Source organism: Blastocatellia bacterium (assembly GCA_035573895.1).
Classification (GTDB): Bacteria; Acidobacteriota; Blastocatellia; order HR10; family HR10; genus DATLZR01.
In genome coordinates this window covers 1-22,248 of sequence record DATLZR010000131.1, presented here as the reverse complement: position 1 = coordinate 22,248, position 22,248 = coordinate 1, and the positions used below count along the sequence as shown (strand labels likewise).

The window sequence follows — 22,248 nt, the reverse complement described above, 5'->3', positions numbered from 1 at the left end:
CTCAGGCATAAATGCCACGTATCCTCGTATCGTACGCCACACGATCAATCGCCAGCATATAGGCTGCCGTACGCATCGTTACGCCGAACCGCTCGGCGTAACCGAGGACGTCGCGAAAGCTTTTTACCATAACGGCTTCGAGTTTCTCAACAACTTCCTGTTCACTCCAGAAGTAACCCATTCGATCCTGCACCCATTCAAAATAGCTCACAGTGACCCCACCGGCATTAGCCAGAATATCCGGCACGACAAAAATCCCACGTTTGTCAAGGATCTCATCAGCAATGGCCGTTGTCGGTCCGTTGGCACCTTCGCAGAGGATCTTACAGCGAATACGGTCAGCATTTCGGGATGTTATTTGATTTTCCACGGCCGCCGGGATGAGCAACTCACACTCAAGTTCCAGAAGATCTCGATTGCTGATGTCCTCCCCTTCCGGATACCCGTGAAAGGTTTTATTCGACCGATGATAGTGCATAAGCTCCGGGATGTTGAGCCCATGCGGATTATAGACTCCGCCGAGCGCATCAGCTATAGCGATGACGCGGAATCCGGCCTGATGGAGAAGCTCGGCCGCCACCCCTCCGACGTTTCCTGCTCCCTGAATAACGACTCGGGCCCCCTCTGGGGAAATGCCGCACTGGCGACACGCCTCACGCGCGACGATGAGCAAACCACGTCCAGTTGCCTGTCGGCGACCGGCCGACCCACCCAGTTCCACCGGCTTGCCGGTGACCACCGCCGTCACCGCATGGCGAGCATGCATCGAGTATGTGTCCATGATCCACGCCATGATCTGCTCATCGGTGTTGAGGTCCGGTGCCGGGACGTCGCGCTCAGGACCGATCACATCGAGCAACTGAGCCGTGTAGCGCCGCGTCAGTCGCTCCAGTTCTCCCCGCGACAACTTCGACGGGTCACACACCACCCCTCCCTTTGCTCCGCCGAAAGGAATGTTAACGACGGCACACTTCCATGTCATCCAGGCAGCCAACGCTCGAATCTCATCGAGCGTCACATCGGGAGCGTAGCGAATGCCCCCTTTGGCCGGACCTCGGGCGAAGTTATGCTGCACGCGATAGCCGACAAAAACTTCCAGATGGCCGTCATCCATCATCACAGGGATATAGACGGTGATCTCACGGCTCGGATACCGCATGAAGTTGTAGAGATCGCGCTCCAGATTAATCAGCCGGGCCGCGCGGTCAAAATGATAGATCATAGAATCGAGCGGATTATCCTCATTGACATCTTCCAACCGATCAAAGCTCCGATACATAGTGCGCCGTTCCTCCTGGTATCCCCGCAGTTGTTGTCTCACAAGAAGTGCCATTTTATCACATCTGTGACTCTGCGAACGAGAAGCGACAGATTGAATACAGCGCCGGCGGTCAGAGCTGTGCGGATGCGAGAATCCTCCGGCCCATCAGCTCAGGCTTCGGTTTGAGTCGAACACTCCGGCCCGATTTTGCATTTCCCCCGTAAGTGTGCTACTCATATTGGCTACACAGAATCAGCGGCGACGAGCGAGAATGATGCGGATTAACGATCCGAACGTCATTCGGAAGATTCTCCTGTCCAGTAAGGTCATCGCCGTCGTGGGACTATCCTCAAAGCCGACCCGTCCGAGTCATGGCGTAGCCGAGTACCTTCAGTCCCAGGGATATCGGATAATCCCGGTCAATCCCTTCGAGGTTGAAGTCCTCGGCGAACGCGCATATGCTCGACTGAGCGACGTCCCTGAAAAGATAGACGTCGTCACTATCTTTCGCCGCTCGGAACACGTTGCTCCCATCGTCGAGGAAGCCATTCGTTTGGGGATTCCAGCAATCTGGATGCAGGAGGGCGTCCTCGATGAGCAGGCAGCCCACCGAGCCCTCACAGCCGGACTGATGGTCGTGGTCAACAGATGCATGCTCAAGGAGCACTGCAAGTTGTTTGCCTGCGCCCGTAGTGGAGCTGAGGGGCTCGCACGCTAGATGAGTGCTCCTCCGACCTATGGCAAGGGCCTGCTGTTACGAAGAGCAGCGCACGGCACCGGTAGAACATGACTCAGACGTGGGATGTAGTCATTGTGGGCGGAGGTCACAATGGCCTTGTGACGGCAGCCTACCTCGCACGCGCCGGCTTGAGGGTGATTGTCCTTGAGCGGCGCTCCCTCATCGGAGGAGCTTGTGTAACGGAAGAGGTCTTCCCCGGCTTCAAGGTCTCCACTGCCGCCTACCTGTGCAGCCTTCTGCATCCTCGTATCATCCGGGACCTCGACCTCCCCCGTCACGGATATTTCGTGTTTCCTAAAGATCCCGCATTCTGGACTCCCTTCCCCGATGGCCGGTCACTCACTATCTGGCAGGATCAAAGACAAACGTGCCAGGAGATCGCCCGATTTTCCCGTAAAGATGCTGACGCCTATCCTCGCTACGAAGAACATATCGAACGGCTCGCCGAGGCCATCGAACAAATTCTCCTCATGACCCCACCGAACGTTGTGCGGACAGGACTTCCCGACCTCCTCAGACTGGGGAAATTCGGCTGGGTGGTGTCGCGGACTGGTGAGAGAACACGCCTTGAGCTGATCCGGATTTTCACACAGAGCGCAGCCGACTTTCTCGATCCCTGGTTTGAATCGGATGCGCTGAAGGTCACGCTGGCCACTGATGGTGTGATCGGAACAAGTGGTGGGCCAAGGACTCCGGGAACAGCCTACGTCTTACTCCATCATGTGATGGGCAAGGTCAACGGACATCGCGGCCTCTGGGGATTTGTCCGCGGGGGTATGGGGGCCCTTGCGCACGCCATCGCCTCGGCAGCCCGCTCAGCCGGGGCGACCATCCGAACGAACGCCGAAGTCCAGCGCATCGTCGTCCGGGATGGCCGAGCCACGGCTGTCGTTTTGACCACCGGAGAAGAGATCCCTGGCCGGATCATTGTGTCCAATGCCGATCCGAAACGAACCTTCCTGTCGCTGATCGGCGACCAACATTTTGACCCGGACTTTGCCGAAGATGTCCGGCGCATCCGCATGACCGGCTGTTCCATGAAGATCAATTTTGCTCTCGATGCATTGCCGAGCTTTCGCGCCGCACCCGGCTCGGATCTTCAACCCCATCATAAGACGACTATCCACATCTGTCCTGGTCTGGAAGACCTCGAACGAGCCTGGGACGATGCCAAATACGGGCAACCATCACGGCGACCGTTGCTGGAGATTACATTTCCCACAACCTACGACAAAACGCTGGCGCCTGAAGGGAAGCACATCATGGGTGTATTTCTCCAGTACACCCCCTACCGTTTGGCGGAAGGGACCTGGGACCAGCTCAAAGAGGAATACGCCGACCGGGTAATGGACCTGATCGAGGAGTATGCCCCCGGTTTCAAGGACCGCGTCATTCACCGACAGGTTCTTTCCCCCCTTGACCTTGAAGAGGTATTCGGCCTGACGGGAGGGAATATTTTCCACGGCGACATGACACTGGACCAGCTTTTCTCCCTCCGGCCCGTGGGAGGATGGGCCCAGTACCGCACCCCGATCAGGAACCTCTACCTGTGCGGTGCGGGAACGCACCCCGGTGGCGGAGTCATGGGCGTGCCCGGGCTCAACGCGGCTCGGGAAATTCTCCGGGATTGGAGGAGAAGACGGGCGTGAGCTCTGACCGTCTCGGTCAGGGAAACTTTCATCTTCGATGACAAATTCTTCACCCCATCTCATCCGCGCGATCGGCCGGTGGAGCCTGACAGCTCTTGTCATCAACTCCATTATTGGCAGCGGAATTTTCGGACTTCCTTCGGAAGTGGCGAGACTCTTGGGTCCCTCCAGTCCATTGGCGTACCTTGTCGCTGCACTCGGAATAGGTTCCATCGTCGCTTGTTTTGCTGAGGTTGCTTCACGGTATGCTGATGCCGGGGGACCGTATTTATATGCCCGTGATGCTTTCGGTCGTTTCATCGGGCTGCAGATCGCGTGGCTGGCCTGGCTCGTGCGAATTACAGCAGCGGGAGCCAATGCCAATCTTTTCGTCAACTATCTGGCCGAGTTCTGGTCTCCCGCCGTGAAGCCCCTGCCAAGATTCCTCATCCTCACTCTGCTTATCGGATTTCTCGGGCTGATCAACTACCGAGGAGTTCGGGCAGGCGCACAAGTCAGCAACGTCTTCACTGTGGCGAAACTCATTCCCCTGGGGTTATTCATCATCTTCGGGCTCATCCTGACTCGCTCTCACCCAATTCCCTGGGACGGAACGTCCCCACCAACTGAGCATGATTGGCTGCGCGCACTGCTGTTGCTGATCTTCGCCTATGGTGGGTTCGAGGCAGCACTCCTGCCCATGGGCGAGGCCAAGCACCCGCGTCGTGATGCTCCCTTCGCCCTTTTTGTCGGCCTCGCTGTTGTGGCTACGGTCTACACCCTGGTCCAACTGGTCGTCGTCTCCACCCTTCCGCCATCCGAGCCGACCTCGCGCCCTCTGGCCGCAGCCGCCCGAGAATTCTTGGGCCCTGTGGGGGCCGCAGGGATCAGCTTGGGCGCAATGATCTCCGTCTACGGATACCTCAGTTCCATGATGCTCAACACGCCTCGGCTTCCCTTCGCACTCGCCGAACGAGGCGACTTCCCCCGAAGTTTCGCCGCGATCCACCAACAGTTTCGCACACCCTATCGAGCCATCATCGCCTCTGCGCTCTGTATCTGGATCGTGGCCATCGGAGGAACATTTGCCTGGAACGTATCGCTTTCGGCCATAGCCCGCCTCTTCACGTACGGAGCAACATGCGCCGCACTGATCGTCCTGCGGCGAAAAAGTTCTGAGCAGCCCCGCTTTCGTCTCCCCGGAGGGCAGATTGTCGCCCTTATTGGCCTGGGATTCTCACTGACCGTGATCACCCAGATGGGATGGTCGGAAATCCACGTCTTCGGGGTGACGGCTCTTTTCGCCCTGGCCAACTGGGCCTGGGTTCGGAAGCGATAGGGAATGTCACATCAGGTCGGGGACTTCGATTCCTAACAGATTGAGAGCCCGTTGCAACTGCCGCCGTACGAGATCGGCAATAGCGATATAGAGTTCCCGCCGGGCACTCTCACTCTCGCTCAGGATGTGGTAGGTGTGATAGAAAGCGTTAAACCGCTGGGCGAGTTGAAAGACGTATTTTGCGACCAAAGCGGGCTCATAGCTGGCACAGGCCTGTCGAACAACCTCCGACAGCCGGCCGGCAAGATAAATGAGCGACCACAAATCGTCTCCTTCCGTACCCGTCAGCATTTGTTCGAGATTCCCTTCCTCCAGTGCCTCGAGTCCCTGCGGCGTCATCCCCGCGTCCCGCAGTTTTTGGAAGATGCTGTTGGCACGAACGACAGCATATTGGGCGTAAGGCCCGGTCTCGCCTTCAAACGCGAGGGCCTCGGCAAAATCGAAGGCGATGGGTGTTGTACGGCTATATTTGACGAGGAAATATCGGAGTGCAGCCCGAGCGATTGACTGACCGATTGCCCGGCATGCTTCCGTATCTAGCTCCGGATGCCGCTGATGCACTTCGGCTATCGCCTTTTCCTCCAGCTTGTCAATGAGGTCATCCGCCTTCACCCCCAGTCCTCGACGCCCCGACATGCTTATCTGTCTCCGCGTCTGTTCCTCGGGACTCAACTCAATGCCTAACTCCAGACAGGCCTGGGGGGTCAGGGATACCTTCTCGTAGCCAATATGAGCACTCTGACGCACCTGATCGTCATCCGGCACAAGGGCCTGTATCGCTTGTTTTACAAAAGCCTGAAGGTAACTCTGCTCGGACCCGATGACGCTCAGGTAGGCCGTCCCATGTCCGAACATCGGACGGGTGTGACGTTGGGTTTCCTCGCCCTCCCGCGTGGTGATCCAGGTCACATGACCATCCTGGTAGGTCCGAAACGGTCGGTAATTGAAATCCACGCCCAGCCGACCGAGCTTCCACAAGTGATAGGCAATGTCTTTGGCTGTATAGAGGACCGTTCCATCGGAGCGAACAAGGATTTTGGCGGCTTCTTCCTCAGCCGTCGTCTCATCGCCCGTGGGTCTTTGCCCGCGCATGACCCAGCAGCCCTTATTTTTCCCTGTCGTTTCATAAACGACCAACCCGGCGGACTTCAGCATCTCAAAAGCCCGATCCCAAAACTTTAAATGAAGGATCTCCCCTTCCCGGGGCAAGAGGTCATAACGGATATTCAACCGGTCCAGCGTATCAAGCTGACAGTTGAGAACCCGCATCGAGAGATACTCGGCCAGCTCCGCCGTCGGATTGTTCCCCGCCTCGATCTCAGCCAGTGTCCTGCGGCGAAGCTCGAGGGCTTGAGGCTCTCTTTCGTACCAAGCTGTCACTTGGGCGTAGAGATCCCAACAATAATGGTCGAATTTCACGGGAATCTGTTCGATCTCTTCACGCGTCTTGCGCTCGAGGTAAAGAAACCCGACAACAATATCGGCAACCTGGACACCGGTGTTGTCAATGTAGTTGTGGACCTCGACCCGCCGTCCGATTGAGCGCAATAACCGGACCAGGGTGTCGCCGAGCACAGCGTTTCGAAGATGACCGATGTGCGCGGCCTTGTTGGGATTGATGCTTGTATGCTCGACGATGATCTTTTCCGGCGACTGTGTGACCTCTTCCCCAGCGGTCATTAGATGGCGGAGAAATTGTGCCCGTTTGAGAAATAGATTAATGTACCCTCCTCCCGCCACTTCCACGCGGGCGACACCTTCAATATCCCGGAGTCGCTCGGCAAGCGCTTCGGCCAATTGTCGTGGCGTTCGCTTCTCATGTCGCTCGGCTGACAGTCTTTTAGCCAGGTCAAAAGCAACAGGAAGCGCAAGGTCTCCAAACGAAAGCTGTGGGGGAACGTTCACCACGACATCACCCGGAGTTATCCCCCACAGCTCCAGAGCGCTTTCTCTTACTCTCTGTCGAATAATACTGAGAATCCTCTCCAGCATGGAGTACCTCGACGATCCTTGTTCACTCATGCGCAAAACCAAATCTATAGCATTCGTCTCTGATGAAGTCAAACTCACATGCACTCCACCACCACCTCCGAACTTCACTTTGCACAACAGCAATGAAAAATCAGAAGGACCCCTTGCGCATTCGACCCTCATCCTGTACCATTACACCTGTTCCTGCTCTCCCCGATGGAAAAAGCGGGTTCAAAAATCGAATCGGAGGATTTGTCGGAGTGACGAAAAAGAATGTAAGAACACCATACCCAACTATTACCACAAGCGGTCTTTATGATCCCAATGCTCTTGCTCGTACGCAAACGGTTCCCACGCAGCAGCGCAAACGTGTACCACCTGAGCAAACCCATGCCGAGAACTATTACTACAAGAAGCAGATGGAAGCGAAGACCCCAATGGTGGTCGTCTTCCACGATGGTGAGGTGGTGCGGGGGACCATCGAATGGTACGACAAAACATGCATCAAGCTTCACCGAAACGGGGAGCCTAATCTCTTGATCTTCAAGCGAAGCATTAAGTACATCTACAAAGACGAAAAGCCCAATAGCTCGGCTGAACCACAATCGGTTGAAACGGAAGCGGAAGAGGAGGGTGAAGCGACAGAAGCATAGCGGCTAAATGGCCACCTGTCGCTACGGTTCGAGCAGGTGCTTGTAGCTGCAACGGGACTTTTGCCACGAGCCAGGAGCGTTTCGCTCCATTAAAAAAATCTTGATTTGCTGCAGCTAAGCGAGGGGGCAGGATCGCCGGGTTTTCCACGTGAGAATCAGGTTAGAATAGCCCGCGATTCATCCTTGAGGGGAATGCTTTCTCTTGGGGTGGGGACGGTGTATCTGTCGCTCGTGGAGTGAAGGGGGCAGACTTTCTCAACGAATACCAATCGAAGGAGGCTTCGCAAGAGGACCCTCTAAGACCGGTTGCCTCGTTATTCTACTACTTCCATTCCAACGAGCTTTTGGAACTCCTCACAGGTATAGAGGCTCCGGAAGTCAGGATCCCGTCGCGCGTGGATTCGGTAGGTTTCATCCTTTCGGATGCACTGCTTCAGGGTTTCGAGGGCGCGCTCAATATTCCCACCCTTTGCATAGGCAGAGGCGAGGGCATAGACGATATGGTCAGCATCGGGCTCCAGGCGAAGAGCCTTCTCAAAGAGGAGGATGGCCTGCCCTATCTGGCCGCGGTTCAACTCTATTACACCACGGTCGTACAAAGCCTCTGCCGTTCGCGGGGTGGCCGGCGAGTGACTGAGACGCTGCTCACATATGGTCAAATAAGCGCGCGCCCGCGCAAGGACTTCAGGCTCCTCGGGGAATCGTTCAATGACACTCTCAAAAGCCTCCCGCGCTTTCTCAAAGTCATGCCGATTGAAAATCTTGATCGCCTGCTCGAAGGCGCGAATTGCCCGCGTGGCCTTCGGACGAACGAGGACAACAGGCTCCACAGCTTGCCTGGCCGGCCTGGTTTTTGCGAGTGGGACATGAAACTTCCCCGAAGACGTCTGGGGCGATGCTTTCCTGGCTACCCCTCTTAGGGCCTGAGGGCGACGCTTTGCTGTTGAGCCTGGCTTACCTGGCTTCCGCTCAGTTCGGGACGTTTTCGTCTTCGACACTAAGCCTTTGGCTTTTAATCGTTTAGCCTTCGGGTGATTCTCTCTTTTCTGGGCCTTTCTCACGTGGCTTTCCTTTCCCGTTGCGCTCTACGACTCAACAGCTAACTTTCTTGACGCGGTAACTTTAGCAAAAATGGCTGTACTCCGTCAAGAAGGGCTCCCAAACGGCTGATAAACCATAGATCGCCTAACCCAAATGCCCAATTGGAAAAAGCGAGACCAGCATTCAAATGGTTCAACGACTGAGGCTTAGGTAGCATATCGTAGTCTGTAGTGATCCTACCGGCGAGGGTTAGGTTCACCCCACCGACATAGAGTATGACCTGCATCTTTTTGAGGAAACTGAGCGTTCCACAGCGGTCGCCCGCTTGGGGCGGCGGGACTCCCCAGTGCCGGGCATCAGGTCCCGGTTGTTTAAGCGAAAAGCACGCAAGTCAACCACCTCACGAGGAAAACACTTTATGCATTCCCTTAATTTTGGATTTGCCCTCAGAAAGCCTTGTGGAAGGCTCTGGTTTTTTGAAAGATGGGGATTTTTGACTCATCGCCAGAGCAGTTGACATTTCCTCCTTGCTTGATTAGTTTTGCGGTGAAATCCCAGCGGGCAAAGGAGAAGATAGGTGGAGACAGCTTGGCTCTCACCAAAAATCCACAGTCGCCTTCATTTTGAGAAATCTCCTTTGATCTTGGGTGAGACCATACGGATTGAGAAGGTCAACGAAGCATCGTCATACTCACGCCACACAAATGTACGCATTGTCCACCGGTTGAATTGCCAGGTCATGTCCTGGGACCCCAGGTCACTCTTTTTGAGCTTGGTATCCCGGCCGATCTGCTCTCCCTATGGCCTGATTTAACGTATCTTTGCCAAATGATGAGCCAGGAGGGGACCATGAAGCGGATTCGTGACCTCATAGAATCGAGAACCGAAATCTACTCGGTACAGGCGGGCGATTCGGTACGCCGCGCCGCACAGGAAATGACCCGTCGCGATGTCCGCGCCATCACCGTTCTCGACGGAGATAAACTGGCGGGCATACTCTCGCAGTGGGACATCATGACAAAGGTTGTCGCTGAAGGCCGCGATCCAGAGACGACGACGGTCGCTGAAATTATGACGCCCGACCCGATGACAGCTTCCCCCGACGACACCTATGCCGAATGCCTGGGGACGATGCTCGCCAATGACATCCAGCATCTCGTCGTCGTTACTGATGAGGGAGAGGTCAAGGGTCTTATCGCCATCGGAGACCTCCTGAAAGTGGATCGGAAGGAGCAATCGGAAATCATCGAGTATTACGAGAAGCTCTTCCAGATGTATTGAGCCCGATGCCGAACTGCTCGCCTCCTGACGAAAGACCGAGCCCGGGCAGGTTCGACCTATGGAACTTTCCCCCGAACAAAGACTGGAGGGTCTAGCTCGAGACACTACATCGGGTGCGACGGAGATTAGCCGTCGTGCCGCGGAGTTACTCAGGGACGTAATCACTCGCTCTGTTGCTTTGACTCTAGATGATTTCGTCAAGGATCTCACACAGTGGGGATCGAAAATCATTCAGTCGCAGCCCAGTATGACTCCCCTCTTCCATCTCGTCAGGAGCGTCACCCGCGCCATCCAATCCGGCGTCTCCATCGAGGCGGCGCAAAAGAATGCGCTGCGCGCACTGGACGACTTCGTCAGTCACCTTCGAGAGAGCCCCGGACAGATCGCCAGCCACTTTGTCGCCGCGATTCCGCAGGCCGCGACCATTCTCACACATTCCTTCAGTGAAACCGTCTTGACGGCACTGCTCCGGGCCCAAGCGTCCGGCAGGAGCCTTTCGGTTATCGCTACCGAGTCGCGTCCCCAACTCGAAGGACGAACCCTCGCTGCTCACCTCCACCGCACTGGTATCCCCACGACACTGATTGTGGATGCAGCGGCTGCGCGATGGATACCAACGGCTGATCTTGTCCTCGTCGGGGCAGATACGGTGTGCGAAAGCGGAGTCGTCAATAAGATCGGCACACGAATGATCGCGCTCGCAGCGCAGGAAATGGGCGTTTCGGTAGTCGTCCTCGCTGACAGCTCTAAATTCCGTCCCTCGAATCTCCCGGCGCTTGACCTCAACCATGAGCGGCCGCCCGCTGAGGTGTGGGCCGATGCCCCTGTGGGACTACGTGTGTGGAATCAGTATTTCGAATTGACACCCCTTTGCCTTGTAACCACCGTGATCACGGAATCTGGTGGGATGACCCCAACCGAAGTAATCGAAAATCTTCACCGCTACGGGGAGTAAGCGCAATGACGGTCAGAGTTGAGATCATGGCCATCGGAAACGAGCTTCTTCTGGGTGATACGTTAGACACCAACACGCAGTGGCTGTGCCAGTTCGTCACCGGTTCCGGAGGACGCGTCGAGCGGGCCGTCCTTCTGCCCGACGACCGACAGGTGATCGCACGGGAACTTCGCCAGGCACTCGAACGGAAACCCGACCTGATCCTCACGACGGGAGGGCTCGGTCCGACAGACGACGATCTCACTCTCGAAGCGGTGTCCGAGGCACTCCAGAGGCCCCTTGTCATCAACGATGCCGCACGGGACCTGGTGCGGAGGAAATATACGGCCCTGGCCGAAGCGGGATACGTCGCCGACGCCGCCCTGACTGACAGCCGGATCAAGATGGCCTGCCTGCCCCAAGGGAGCGAACCTGTCGAGAACCCTGTGGGTGCAGCCCCTGCTGTCATTACGCGAACGGACCAGACGATTTTGATCAATCTCCCCGGTGTTCCCGCGGAGATGAAAGGTATTGTGACCGGACCTCTCCAGCCGCTCTGGCACCAGCTCTTTCGCCAGGTTTTTCGCCAACGCGAGATTTACGCCCTATGCCGGGACGAGACGATCCTTGCACCGGTTCTCCGGAATGCGACTTCAGCCTTCCCCGACGTGTACATCAAGTCGCGCGCCCGCGAATTCGGACCAGATGTTCGCTTCCGCATCACACTGTCCACGACGGGACCAGATGTTCCCAGCGTCGAAGCGCGGCTGGACGATGCAATGGCTCGTCTGATCGAACTGCTCTCTCAGGCGGGGATTGGTTATTCCCCATCGTGAGCGAATCTCGATGGGTTGAGGCGTCCGTTCCTCCTTTCGTATAGAGCGGGAGGATGCCCTGAGAGCATGAGAAATCTCGCCGCAACGGACCGAGAGGAACGAGGGGAGCATTGTCCCTCCGTGCACATCAGCGGGGACTCTTCGGCGAACTTTTCGTGGAGTGACCGCATCACCCACAAAAAATCGAAACATCCGTGTACCGTGAAGCCCACACCGAAGAACCAGAAGATAGTGATTCATTCGGACTCCCCTTCGATTCTCTCAATGCACTTACTAGCCGCGCGAAGGAAGGCCGCCCGAAGCTCCGCATCGGCAAGGTCCCGGACGAGGGGTTCGAGGTCGCGGATGATCTCGTCCAGACGACGGAATCGAATCTCCAACTCCTGGTGTCGTTGACCTCGAGTGTAGTAGGGATCAATCCGATATTCGATGAATTTGACGATATCGGCCCCGAGCAACCGATTCATTTTGTAAAGAATTTCCGGCGATATTGCCTCGAGCTGTTTCTTCCACGTGGCATCGCTTGTCAAAACGATGAGACGTCCCTCATAAAGCCGGAAGGGCACGGCATTGGCCGACACCACATCCCCAACGATTCGGTTCCAGGCGGCACATACGGCTTTCTCGCAGACCGCTTCCTGATAGCCTATCTGTCGCAGGATTGTAGGCAGCAGATCGAGAATTTCTTCCATGAGCGAGCTGGAGGCCTTTCGTTCCTCTTCGTTCTCGATGAGTCCCTCCCCTCGGCGTAGCCCGACGAAAGGGAACCCGTGTTCTGATCAATGCTTGATCCTCGCCCAGTAGCTGACAAGCTCGAAATCGGGGCTATTTTCTCGCGTGTGACAGGAGACGCACCCAGCAGGCATGACCGTATGACCATACCCGCGCGCCGGACGAGCCACATGTTCCGATCCCGGTCCATGGCAGGACTCACAATGAACATCTTTCAGCAGTGGTGTGGAGGCCAGACTGACAAATCCCGACGGCTCACCCCACCCCGTGACGTGACAGATGACGCACTGCGGATCATTTTCCCGCTTGACTTTTTGCAGTGTGGCGTAGGCCCGGGCGTGCCCGGATCGTGCCCACACCCGGTGAGCTGCTTCATGACAGGGCTGACAAGTTTGTGATCCCACGTAGGTCGGGCCAACAGCATCCCGCGTCGAACTCCTGTCCCGCCGTCGTTCGCTGAGGAGTTGCCGGACAATTAGCTCCTGCATGGCAGCAATTTCCTTTCGGGCCTCCACCCGGAGTTGTTCGGTGGAGGGATCATCGGGAATCACGCGATCAAGTTCGACGGCCCGATGGCTGAATCGGATTTTACCCGTTTGTCCGTCGCGGTACAGGCGCAGTTCCCCGAGTAACTTTGTCTGGTAATAGGTGTAGGCGATAAACGTCTTTCCTATCGTCCGGGGAGGGTAAACCTGAGGCCGTCCCAGATCAGCAATGACGATATCAATTTGAGGATTCTCCCGGACGAGCTGTTCGATGGCCTCAGGCTGCATGTAGGCCATCACCACCACGAGATCAACCCGCGGTCGCACTTGAGGAATCACGCGACGCGCAGCCTGGAGCGGATCGTCAATCACAAACGTCGGGTCAGAGGCATTCCCCTTCTCCGTCAATCCCACGATGCCGAGGCGCAGGGGCCGAGCCCCAAGGCGCTCCCCGACAAGCTCTTTGATGAGGAAGGGACGCGGACTCTGGTGCCGGCCACTTCTGGCTCGAACGTTGGCTGAGACGAAGCGCTGAACTACCGGCGTCGTCGAGGCGTGTCGTTTAAATTCCGCCGATGAGAAACAGTTTGCCATCTGAGGTAAATCATGATATGACACATTGACGGCATCCACACCGATATGATCATACGCACGAATGACCCACTCGTTTCCGACAGCAGCGTCTCGAGCTAACTTTCGGGTATTGAAATCAAGACGATCGCTGAAGAAGTAGCCCGTATCAAGATGCGCTATGGCAGCGCCACGAAAGCGGTTCTTGAAATGCACAATGTATCCCTGGCGACGTGCCACGCCGCCCAACGGATTTTTCGGTCAGCCGCAAACTTCCAGACTGCCCAGGGTATCGCCCCCGTAAAAGATCGCGGCCACAAAACCGTCGTCCGTCCCCAGCCGCGCCTCCAGTCCCGGCAACGGCGCATTTCGGGCGCGTTCCAGTTCGAAGATGTCCCTGGGCGGTTGCTGGGTTTGAGACACCGGCGGCTGCTGAGACGAGTCGGACTCCATGTGAACAGATGGTTTGGACGAGGAAGAGGATCGGTGGATCAACCCGATGGCAATCCCGCCAACTGCGAACAAAACAAGCCCGAGAACAAACATTCGACTCATGATGTCTCCTCCTCACACACTGTGTCACAGGCCTTCCAGCCTGGACGCGAGAAACCGCGCTCCTTTTCTCTCACGACGGCCTCAAGCATAGCAAAGTCGCTACAGGGAGAACAACTTACCTACCGTTCAAACAGTGCAGTCGTACGCATGTGTCGGAGCATTTCCACGGCCATTGAGAAGATGTCCCCGACGGTGACCGTTGGCGAGCCAAACGGATTGATGAACTGGTGCTGCTCACCAAGTGGCTTCCGGGTGATCGGGCAGCCGATCATGATCGTGGGAACTCCCAACGCAGCGGCGATATGCCCGTACGCCGAATCTTCCGAAATCATGAGCGTGAGCCGTGCCAGGACCGACACGATCTCGCTGAGAGCGTTCAGTCTGAGCGCGAGAGTCTGTCGAGGGAAACGCGATAGCACGGCTGACAGAGTTCTCCTCGTCCCCACAAGCAGGGGCCTCACTTCAAAGGTATTCACCAGTCGCCGGGCTAGGTCGGCGTAAAAATCGCTCGGCCGAAACGGTGCTCCTGCTTCCGGGAAAGGGTCGAGACCGATGAGGATTTCACCCCGCTCAACGCGCTTACTCTTGAGAATCTCGCCGGCGCGGACGTCACTTGAAGGATCTGTGCTCAAGCGCGGAACACGATCAGTTGCTTTGATGCCAAGCGGCTTGAGCTGGTCAAGAAACCGATCAACGAAATGCTTGTGAGGGTTCGGCTTTTCCCGCAACTGACGGATCAAGATCTCCCACAGGCCCGAGGGAGGCCCTATCGGGAACCGCTGCCGGTTTGCCAGCCACCACAGTACAAAACTCCTTCCTAGACTCACGTGGAAATCAATAATCGCGTCGTAGCTCCGGCTCCCGATCTCGTGAACAAACTTCACCGCGCGATAGGCCATCCAGGGGAGATAAAGCTTTCCCGGCTCCCATCGTTCAATGGCCACCATGTTCGAAGGGAACGGTGTCAGGGCCAAAAGTTCGCAGCTCATCCTGGTGGCTGCTACCGTCACCTCCGCCGCAGGAAACCGCTCGCGCAGAGCTTTCAACGCCGGGAGCATGAAGACAGCGTGACTGAGCGGCCCGAGATTCAACACGAGAATCCGCGCAGGGGCTGCTACGTTCCCTCCGCTGTACATAGGTTAAGGTCGTCGCGTCGCAATCAAGTCAAATGTGGGATAGCGAGCACCTGCCCCCAACCGCGCCAGGGCAGCCCGGATGTCGGAGAGCAGACGCGATTTCAACCGGGCGGCGCGGTGACGACTGCCTCCAGCACTGAAGTGATCGGCCAGAAGCATCGTGCGTTGAAACGAACTTTCCAGCCGGTCAGCCAGGGAGGAGATCACCGTGATGTCATAGGGGATGGCGACTGCGCCAATCCCGATTCGGGCGAACACAGCGAGATACCGGGCCGTGGCCAGATCGGGAACCAGAATCCGCCGCCGCCCGATCTTCAGTTCAATCCCCAGAAGTGTATGCGTGATCTCGACCCGACTGCCCGGACCCGGGGCATTCAAAACATATCGCCGCGTGCGCCGCGTCAGGATCTCCCGTTCATACAACGCAGGAATCCACTCTTGCCCCAGTGCCTCCCGAATGCGTTGAACAACGGCATCTCCGTCTTTGCGTTCCGCTCCTCGTCGGCTCACGCCCCCAATCCTAGTCCCCTTGATCAGAGACTGTCAATACAGGTTGCCGGGCCTGTGCCTTTGCCGCCCGATCCATTTTGGGCGGGCAGACCAGTATGCCATAATAGAGAACAAGGAGGCAGTAATGGCGCGACAAAAGCCCGTTCAAATCGTTACCCTCGAGAGCGTCCTGAAAAGATACGCCGTCGAAGGGGAGCTGTATGAAAAATTGCCCGATGGGAAAGTCCGCTGCTACGCCTGCGGGCATCGCTGTCTGATTCTGCCCGGACTGGAGGGGATCTGCAAAGTCCGCTACAACGAGGGAGGAAAACTCTATGTCCCGGCAAACTACGTTGCCGCCCTCAACTGTGATCCCATCGAGAAAAAACCTTTCTTTCACGTCCTGCCGGGCAGCCGCGCGATGACCTTCGGAATGCTCGGGTGTGATCTCCACTGCTCCTATTGTCAGAACTGGTTGACATCCCAGGCGCTCCGCGATCCAGTGGCGGGCACGATGCCCGAACCGATAACGGCCGAGGAGATCGTTGCCCTGAGCCGACGTTACCGAGCTGCATCCATCATCAGTAGCTACAACGAACCACTCATCACCTCCGAGTGGGCCGTCATGGTCTTTAAACAGGCAAAGAAGGAGAATTTTCTCACCGGTTATGTGTCCAACGGGAATGCGACGGCTGAAGTCCTCGATTACATACGTCCCTGGACCGATCTGTACAAGATTGACCTCAAGACCTTCAGTGATCGAAACTATCGTTCTCTGGGTGGGACCCTGCAAAGCGTGCTCGAGACCTGTCGCATGGTTTACGAACGCGGATTCTGGATGGAAATAGTCACGCTGATCGTACCCGGATTCAACGATAGTGATAGGGAGCTGCGTGACATTGCACGATTCATCCGGTCCTTGTCGCCTGACATCCCCTGGCACGTGACGGCCTTCCACAAGGACTACAAGATGACCGATCCAAGCGATACACCGCCGAGCACGCTCATTCGGGCCGCGGAAATCGGCTACGGTGAAGGGCTCCATTTCGTCTATGCCGGAAATATCCCCGGGCAGGTAAGCTCGTTCGAGAATACCTATTGCCCCGACTGCAATACGCTTCTTGTGGAGCGGTACGGTTTTCACGTTCTCCGGGTGACTCTCGATGGCTCCCGCTGTCCCCGGTGTCGGCGCGTGGTTCCCGGCATCTGGACTCAGCATGCGAGTACGGAGAATTGACGGAGGGTTACGACCCCTCATCTTTTTCTGAGTGATCCAGTGAACCCATAAGCGATCTTGCACAAGACGGGCAACTGCCAGAAGCTGCCGGTGAATTCCCCGGCCCCAGTCTTCGCGCCGGCATTCCCTTCATCCCTGGGATTGACCGCTTGAGTTTTTGGAACCCACCGATCAGGTCGGCGTGTATGGGGATGGAAATCAGTTGAGCGGAGGGAAAAACAATGAGGAAAGCCTTGCTGATCACAGGCGCCAGTGTCTTGCTCGTCACCGGCGCACTGGTAACCCTGACTCAGTCGCACCCGGCGCAAAGTCGCGAATCCAGACGGACGGGCTTTCTCGGTGTTTATATTGATGAAGTGACGGCGGAGAAAGCAAAAGAGTTCAATCTTCCTGGCGAATATGGGGTCATCATTTCTCGCGTCGAACCTGAGAGCCCGGCAGCGAAGGCGGGGCTCAAAGAAAACGACGTCATCATTGAGTATAACGGAATCCGGGTGGAAGGAACGCTTCAGTTCAATCGTCTCGTGCGGGAGACCCCTCCCGGACGCACGGTGACATTGCGCATCGTTAGAGACGGCAAGCGCCAGGATGTCAAAGCAACGATCGGCTCTCAGGAGTCCGCTTTGCGTTTCCTCCCTTTCCGCGTGGAAGGCCCGGATTTCTCGCTCACCCTGCCGGAAATCCGAATTCCACGGATTGAACTCCGCGTGAGCAGCTACGCGCGTCTCGGCGTTTCCGTCCAGAGCTTGACGAGACAACTCGGGGAGTATTTCGGAGTGCCCGATGGTCGTGGCGTCCTCATCACCTACGTGGCACCCGACAGCCCAGCGGAGCGGGCCGGTCTCAAAGCGGGAGACGTAATTACTGCCCTCGATGGGAAGGAGATCACGTCTCCGTACACTCTGACGCGCGAACTCTCCCAGCGTGAGGGAGAGGTTACGCTCACGATCGTCCGGAATAAGCAGCAACAGAGCGTCACTGTGCGCCTGGAAAGGCGCTCGAGCTCACGCCCGCGATCTCCGGCAACCGAAGAAGAAATCTACACGTTTCGGTTCCCTCCCGAACGGCATGGTACCTTCGCCGAAGATGCGCTCCGATCGTACTGGCAGTGGATGCGTGAGTATCGGGAACAGATGGATCGGCTTCGGGACGAATTCCGGCGAGAGCTCGACCTGCTTCAGGATCAAATGCGATGGCAGCAAGAATTCTATTACAGCCCCGGTCGCTGGAGACCCATCCTTCGTCAGCCTGGAAGTGGCACAATTCTCTGAACAGGGGGGATGGACCTATGATGGGTCCATCCGCCCCAGACTCTTTCAATCCGTGACCTGAGCGAGCAGGGGAAATACTCTCTCCCCTGGGTGTCAGAGGGGTAAAACTAACGGGACCTTCAGGGAGCCCAGGGATGACGGTTCGCTCGCCCATTAGCGGGGGATGCCATACCAACGGGCTTTTAAAAAACCCTCATGAATTGCCCATTACTGGTTACGGGATCGGAACCTGTAGATCCAAAATCCACCCCTCCACAATCCGCAATTGGTGTCATTACCCCAACGAACCCTCCCGCGACATGTCACCTTCAATCGTCGGTATTACAACCGGTAGTCCGTCCGAAGGTCATCGCCGTCCCGGCCGATAGAGCCAGGGAGCACGGACCTGTTGACTGTCATAGACGGATTCTGAAACGCGTCGAACGACCGTTCGAGAGAAGAGATCGGAAAACGTCCGTCGCTCACGATCAACAATCGCCCACAACAGCCCGATACCGAACGAAGCGATCCCCAGAAGTAATCCCACCATGCGAAGCACTACTTGAAAGAATGAGGGGAGATCCATCGTACGGGCATCAAGGACCAGCAGTCCGGCCACAGCCATCCCGACGGTACGTCCCCCCATCGTCAGCAGCAAGCTGAGATAAATGAATCCCACCAGTGCTGCTACGATCCCGAGAAGAGCGAGGACCCTCCAATCAGTCAGATTTCCTTGCGCCAGCTCAACACAAGAGACAAAGGGCAGGCAGGCGAATGCAATGACCCCCGCATCCACAAGCCCGGCATAAAGGCGCCGAAAGAAACCGGCTGGACCGACGGGATCAGCAATCTCCCGGGAAACTGCCGGTACCTCCTCCTTGACGTGAGCACCCCTCTCAGCTACCGGAGAACTGGCAGCATCAGCTTCAGGACTTGCAGGGAGTTCCAGTGCGACGTCCTCCAGCCAATCTTCATCCGCCAGAGTGCGTACCTCAATAGGAGGTACTGAGGCCGAAGGGATAGATTGTGTATCAGGCGCAAACGGGCCGGGTGGTGTTCCCTTCGTTGAGATGGTGGCGGGTGCTGCCAAATCTCTTTCGCTCCGAGCGCTACCAGGTTCATACGTCGGCTCTGCCCTGACTGAAGCGGGAATACTCCCAAGCAAAGCCGATCCCTCCGCCCGATCCAGGTGTCGTTCCGTCAGTGTTTCGGGCGAGGGTGCGGGGGAAGAGCGCACCGGTCTGCTCGGAGAAATCCCTTCTCGAGAATCTCCGATAAGCGACCTTTTGGGCGTCGCAGGAACCTGCTCTCTGGCGGCGAGCCCACGCTCTTTTCCATCAGCGGGCCGGTGATTTTGAGGCACAGCCGAATCGGCGTGCTCCCTCTTCGCTGATGAAGGGGCTTGGACCGATGGGGCTGGACCCGGCTCAACGGATGAAGGGTTTACCTGTAATCCCTTACGGGCCCGGATGGCTCGCACACGCTCACGGAGTTCCACCCGCCACTCCGGTACGGCGGGGGTAGGAGCCTGTTCCGTCACTGCACCACCACGCACTTTGGGGAAGGGGATGAGCACCGAAGGAGAGAGCTTTGATCCGCAATATCGGCATGTCTGCTGAGCTGCTGATTGCACGAAGCCGCAACGTGGACATTTCATAGAGCACGATCCCGAACTCGAACTTTCTGCAAATTGTCGTTTTGATAGTAGCAGAAATGACCGCTACGAGCAACAACTTTTTCACTTGACGTCAGAAAAAAGACGCCATCTTGAGCAATAGGTGTGAGCTTCGCACGAGCAGGATCAACTGGCGTCGTGCCGCCGGTTTGTCGCTTCCTTGACAGACCGCTTCAGCTACCACTAGTATTTTGGGCCGTGACTCAAAAAGAGGGTGCTCGGGCGATAACTGTTGCCATCACGGGTGCGAGTGGCGCCATTTACGCCCTTCGCCTCCTTCAATTACTCGATGCGTGCTCGGAGGTCGAACGAATTAACCTCGTCGTGAGCGAGAGCGGGAGGCAAGTCATCGCCGAGGAGCTTGGAATCGCTAGATCATCGCAGCTCAGTGATGACCTCGTGCACGCATTCGGACTCTCTCCCACGAAAGTCCGCACCTTCCCCATTGACGATATCGGCGCGGCTATCGCGAGTGGCTCCTATCCGGTGGACGCAATGGTCATCATTCCCTGCAGTGGCGGGACGCTCGCGGCCGTTGCCAATGGAATCGCCGTCAATCTCATTCATCGAGCTGCGGAAGTCACGCTCAAAGAGAATCGCCGGCTAATCCTCGTCGTCCGGGAAGCGCCGCTGAGCGCCATCCATCTGGAGAATATGTTGAAACTGGCCCGGCTGGGAGCCATTATCCTTCCAGCGATGCCTGCCTTTTATCATCGTCCGGAGACGATTGACGATCTCGTCAAGCATTTCGTGTATCGGGTTCTCGATCATCTTGGCCTTTCTCATTCTCAAGAAACGGTGTGGCAGGGAACCGCCCGTCAAGACGTCTTTCCCCATCCCATCGCAAAGAGTTGACGAGTGGAACAAGAGATGCGCTCCCAAATGAGCCACTGGTTTATCGCGGGCGATCCCACGTCAGACGGAGAAAGGGGACGACGGTCGCTAATGGCAGGACTGCTCGAGAGCACGCGAACGACGCTGGAAATGATCAAATTCGAGCATACGCTGTTTGCGTTGCCGTTTGCGCTTCTGGGAGCGGTCCTGGCGGCCGACGGACTTCCCCCGGCACGGGTGATTTTCTGGATCATCGTGGCCATGGTGGGGGCTCGGAGCGCCGCCATGGCATTCAATCGCCTCGTTGATCGCGATTACGACGCACGGAATCCCCGCACGAGCCGACGCGCGATCCCGGCGGGGCTCGTCAGTTTGAGATTTGTCCGATTCTTTATCACTGGTGCTTCCGCGCTGTTCTTTCTCGCCGCCAGTCAACTGAATCGGTTGACACTGCAACTATCGCCGGTAGCCTTGGGCTGCGTTTTGTTCTACTCCTACACCAAACGATTCACGACGTGGTCTCACCTGGTTCTCGGCTGGTGCCTGGGCATTGCGCCGAGCGCCGCCTGGATTGCCGTGCGCGGCTCACTGTCCGACCCTATCCCTTACCTCTTGAGTCTTGCGGTCCTCACCTGGGTGGCAGGGTTCGACATTATCTACGCCTGCCAGGACGTCGACTTCGATCGCAAGGTGGGACTCTATTCCCTTCCCGCGCGATGGGGAATAGGCCCTGCTCTTTGGATGGCTCGCGGGCTCCACCTGGTCACCTTTCTGAGCCTCGTCGCCGTCTTTCTTCTGGCCCGTCTCCGTGTCCTCGGTTTTCTGGGACTGGCTGTGACCGCAGCCTTGCTCGTCCGTCAGCATAGGCTCGTGGCACCCAACGACCTGTCCCGCGTAAATGAAGCCTTTTTCACCACTAATGCGTGGTTGAGCGTGATCTTGCTCATCTTGATGGGAGGCGATGTCCTTCTCCGGTAATCAGATAAAGCTCTTCAGGAGGCGCAGGGGATGGAAGAGTATCTTTACACGTCACCGCTCGCTGCTATAGTCGAAAAGGTGATGGCGGGGGAGCGGTTGTCATTTGACGATGGAGTCGCTCTTTATCGCTCTAACGACCTTCTCACACTTGGCTATCTGGCCAACTACGTGCGGGAGAAGAAAAACGGCAATGCTGCCTACTATATCATCAACCGCCATATCAATCCCACGAACGTGTGCTTTGTTGACTGCCAGTTGTGCGCCTTTGCCCGCAAAGTGGGAGAGGACGGTGGCTGGACGATGAGCATCGAAGAGGTGGTTCAGACAGCGGCCAGGGGGTATACCGACGCGGTGAAAGAATTTCACATTGTCGGCGGACTCCATCCGTACCTTCCGTTCCAGTATTATGTTGATCTGCTACGGGCGCTCAAATATCACTTTCCGGGGGTTCATTTAAAAGCGTTCACCTGTGTGGAGATTGACTATCTGGCGAAACTCGCCGGCAAATCCCTCCACGAAACGATTGAGATACTGAAGGACGCCGGCCTGGATTCTGTTCCCGGCGGGGGGGCCGAAATTTTTGCCAAACGAGTGCGCGACATCATCTGCACGCATAAAATCAGT

21 protein-coding genes are annotated in these 22,248 nt (G+C 56.8%); 12 read left to right on the top strand and 9 right to left on the bottom strand.

What is annotated here, in order from left to right:
• Window position 1 precedes the first annotated feature (1 nt).
• Window positions 2-1,222, bottom strand: a complete 1,221-nt coding sequence (locus tag VNM72_11700; GenBank protein ID HXF06062.1) for a Glu/Leu/Phe/Val dehydrogenase — start codon at window positions 1,220-1,222, stop codon at window positions 2-4.
• Window positions 1,223-1,532: 310 nt separating this feature from the next.
• On the opposite strand from VNM72_11700, the gene VNM72_11695 reads away from it, so the two are divergent.
• The 3 genes from VNM72_11695 (at window position 1,533) to VNM72_11685 (ending at window position 4,967) form a co-directional block, all read left to right on the top strand.
• Window positions 1,533-1,979, top strand: coding sequence for a CoA-binding protein (locus tag VNM72_11695; GenBank protein HXF06061.1), 447 nt, complete (start codon window positions 1,533-1,535; stop codon window positions 1,977-1,979).
• A 68-nt stretch (window positions 1,980-2,047) separates the two neighbouring features.
• Window positions 2,048-3,649, top strand: coding sequence for an NAD(P)/FAD-dependent oxidoreductase (locus VNM72_11690; GenBank protein HXF06060.1), 1,602 nt, complete (start codon window positions 2,048-2,050; stop codon window positions 3,647-3,649).
• 37 nt (window positions 3,650-3,686) lie between these two features.
• Entirely contained in the window at window positions 3,687-4,967 is a 1,281-nt protein-coding gene (locus VNM72_11685) for an APC family permease (GenBank protein ID HXF06059.1), read from the top strand.
• Between the two features lie 6 nt (window positions 4,968-4,973).
• Here VNM72_11685 and argS read toward each other — a convergent pair whose 3' ends face one another.
• On the bottom strand, window positions 4,974-6,989 hold the full coding sequence (gene argS, locus VNM72_11680) for an arginine--tRNA ligase (protein ID HXF06058.1): 2,016 nt from the start codon (window positions 6,987-6,989) through the stop codon (window positions 4,974-4,976).
• Between the two features lie 92 nt (window positions 6,990-7,081).
• On the opposite strand from argS, the gene VNM72_11675 reads away from it, so the two are divergent.
• Window positions 7,082-7,591, top strand: coding sequence for a hypothetical protein (locus VNM72_11675; protein ID HXF06057.1), 510 nt, complete (start codon window positions 7,082-7,084; stop codon window positions 7,589-7,591).
• Between the two features lie 314 nt (window positions 7,592-7,905).
• On the opposite strand, the gene VNM72_11670 is transcribed toward VNM72_11675, so the two are convergent.
• Window positions 7,906-8,421, bottom strand: a complete 516-nt coding sequence (locus VNM72_11670; GenBank protein HXF06056.1) for a tetratricopeptide repeat protein — start codon at window positions 8,419-8,421, stop codon at window positions 7,906-7,908.
• Between the two features lie 1,060 nt (window positions 8,422-9,481).
• On the opposite strand from VNM72_11670, the gene VNM72_11665 reads away from it, so the two are divergent.
• From VNM72_11665 to VNM72_11655, 3 genes are read left to right on the top strand one after another with little or no spacing between them, the layout of a single operon-like run.
• On the top strand, window positions 9,482-9,913 hold the full coding sequence (locus VNM72_11665) for a CBS domain-containing protein (protein ID HXF06055.1): 432 nt from the start codon (window positions 9,482-9,484) through the stop codon (window positions 9,911-9,913).
• A gap of 58 nt (window positions 9,914-9,971) precedes the next feature.
• Window positions 9,972-10,868 carry a translation initiation factor eIF-2B gene (locus VNM72_11660; protein ID HXF06054.1) on the top strand — a complete coding sequence of 299 codons (897 nt, stop codon included), beginning with the start codon at window positions 9,972-9,974 and terminating at the stop codon, window positions 10,866-10,868.
• Between the two features lie 5 nt (window positions 10,869-10,873).
• Complete coding sequence (locus tag VNM72_11655; GenBank protein ID HXF06053.1) at window positions 10,874-11,683, top strand: molybdopterin-binding protein; 810 nt, start codon at window positions 10,874-10,876, stop codon at window positions 11,681-11,683.
• A gap of 236 nt (window positions 11,684-11,919) precedes the next feature.
• Here the strand turns inward: VNM72_11655 and VNM72_11650 are convergent, their stop codons facing one another.
• The 5 genes from VNM72_11650 to VNM72_11630 form a co-directional block, all read right to left on the bottom strand.
• The gene (locus VNM72_11650) at window positions 11,920-12,375 is read right to left on the bottom strand and encodes a DUF721 domain-containing protein (protein HXF06052.1); all 456 of its coding nucleotides are present in this window, start codon (window positions 12,373-12,375) and stop codon (window positions 11,920-11,922) included.
• Between the two features lie 87 nt (window positions 12,376-12,462).
• Window positions 12,463-13,710 (bottom strand): multiheme c-type cytochrome, encoded by a 1,248-nt coding sequence (locus VNM72_11645; protein ID HXF06051.1) that lies wholly within the window; start codon window positions 13,708-13,710, stop codon window positions 12,463-12,465.
• A 21-nt stretch (window positions 13,711-13,731) separates the two neighbouring features.
• A complete protein-coding gene (locus VNM72_11640; protein HXF06050.1) occupies window positions 13,732-14,025 on the bottom strand; it encodes a hypothetical protein in 294 nt (97 codons plus the stop codon).
• Between the two features lie 119 nt (window positions 14,026-14,144).
• The gene (locus tag VNM72_11635) at window positions 14,145-15,161 is read right to left on the bottom strand and encodes a glycosyltransferase family 9 protein (protein HXF06049.1); all 1,017 of its coding nucleotides are present in this window, start codon (window positions 15,159-15,161) and stop codon (window positions 14,145-14,147) included.
• Window positions 15,162-15,164: 3 nt separating this feature from the next.
• Entirely contained in the window at window positions 15,165-15,671 is a 507-nt protein-coding gene (locus tag VNM72_11630; GenBank protein HXF06048.1) for a hypothetical protein, read from the bottom strand.
• Between the two features lie 124 nt (window positions 15,672-15,795).
• Here VNM72_11630 and amrS point away from each other — a divergent pair, with 124 nt between their 5' ends.
• Both amrS and VNM72_11620 read left to right on the top strand, forming a co-directional pair.
• A complete protein-coding gene (amrS, locus tag VNM72_11625) occupies window positions 15,796-16,887 on the top strand; it encodes an AmmeMemoRadiSam system radical SAM enzyme (GenBank protein ID HXF06047.1) in 1,092 nt (363 codons plus the stop codon).
• A 221-nt stretch (window positions 16,888-17,108) separates the two neighbouring features.
• Window positions 17,109-18,158 carry a PDZ domain-containing protein gene (locus VNM72_11620; GenBank protein HXF06046.1) on the top strand — a complete coding sequence of 350 codons (1,050 nt, stop codon included), beginning with the start codon at window positions 17,109-17,111 and terminating at the stop codon, window positions 18,156-18,158.
• A 346-nt stretch (window positions 18,159-18,504) separates the two neighbouring features.
• Here the strand turns inward: VNM72_11620 and VNM72_11615 are convergent, their stop codons facing one another.
• Window positions 18,505-19,227: an RDD family protein gene (locus VNM72_11615; protein HXF06045.1), complete on the bottom strand. Its 723-nt coding sequence runs from the start codon at window positions 19,225-19,227 to the stop codon at window positions 18,505-18,507.
• Window positions 19,228-20,010: 783 nt separating this feature from the next.
• On the opposite strand from VNM72_11615, the gene VNM72_11610 reads away from it, so the two are divergent.
• The 3 genes from VNM72_11610 to VNM72_11600 all read left to right on the top strand — a co-directional run.
• On the top strand, window positions 20,011-20,667 hold the full coding sequence (locus VNM72_11610; GenBank protein HXF06044.1) for a flavin prenyltransferase UbiX: 657 nt from the start codon (window positions 20,011-20,013) through the stop codon (window positions 20,665-20,667).
• Between the two features lie 27 nt (window positions 20,668-20,694).
• Complete coding sequence (locus tag VNM72_11605; GenBank protein HXF06043.1) at window positions 20,695-21,624, top strand: UbiA-like polyprenyltransferase; 930 nt, start codon at window positions 20,695-20,697, stop codon at window positions 21,622-21,624.
• 30 nt (window positions 21,625-21,654) lie between these two features.
• The coding region (locus VNM72_11600; GenBank protein HXF06042.1) for a radical SAM protein at window positions 21,655-22,248 on the top strand (594 nt) is incomplete at its 3' end.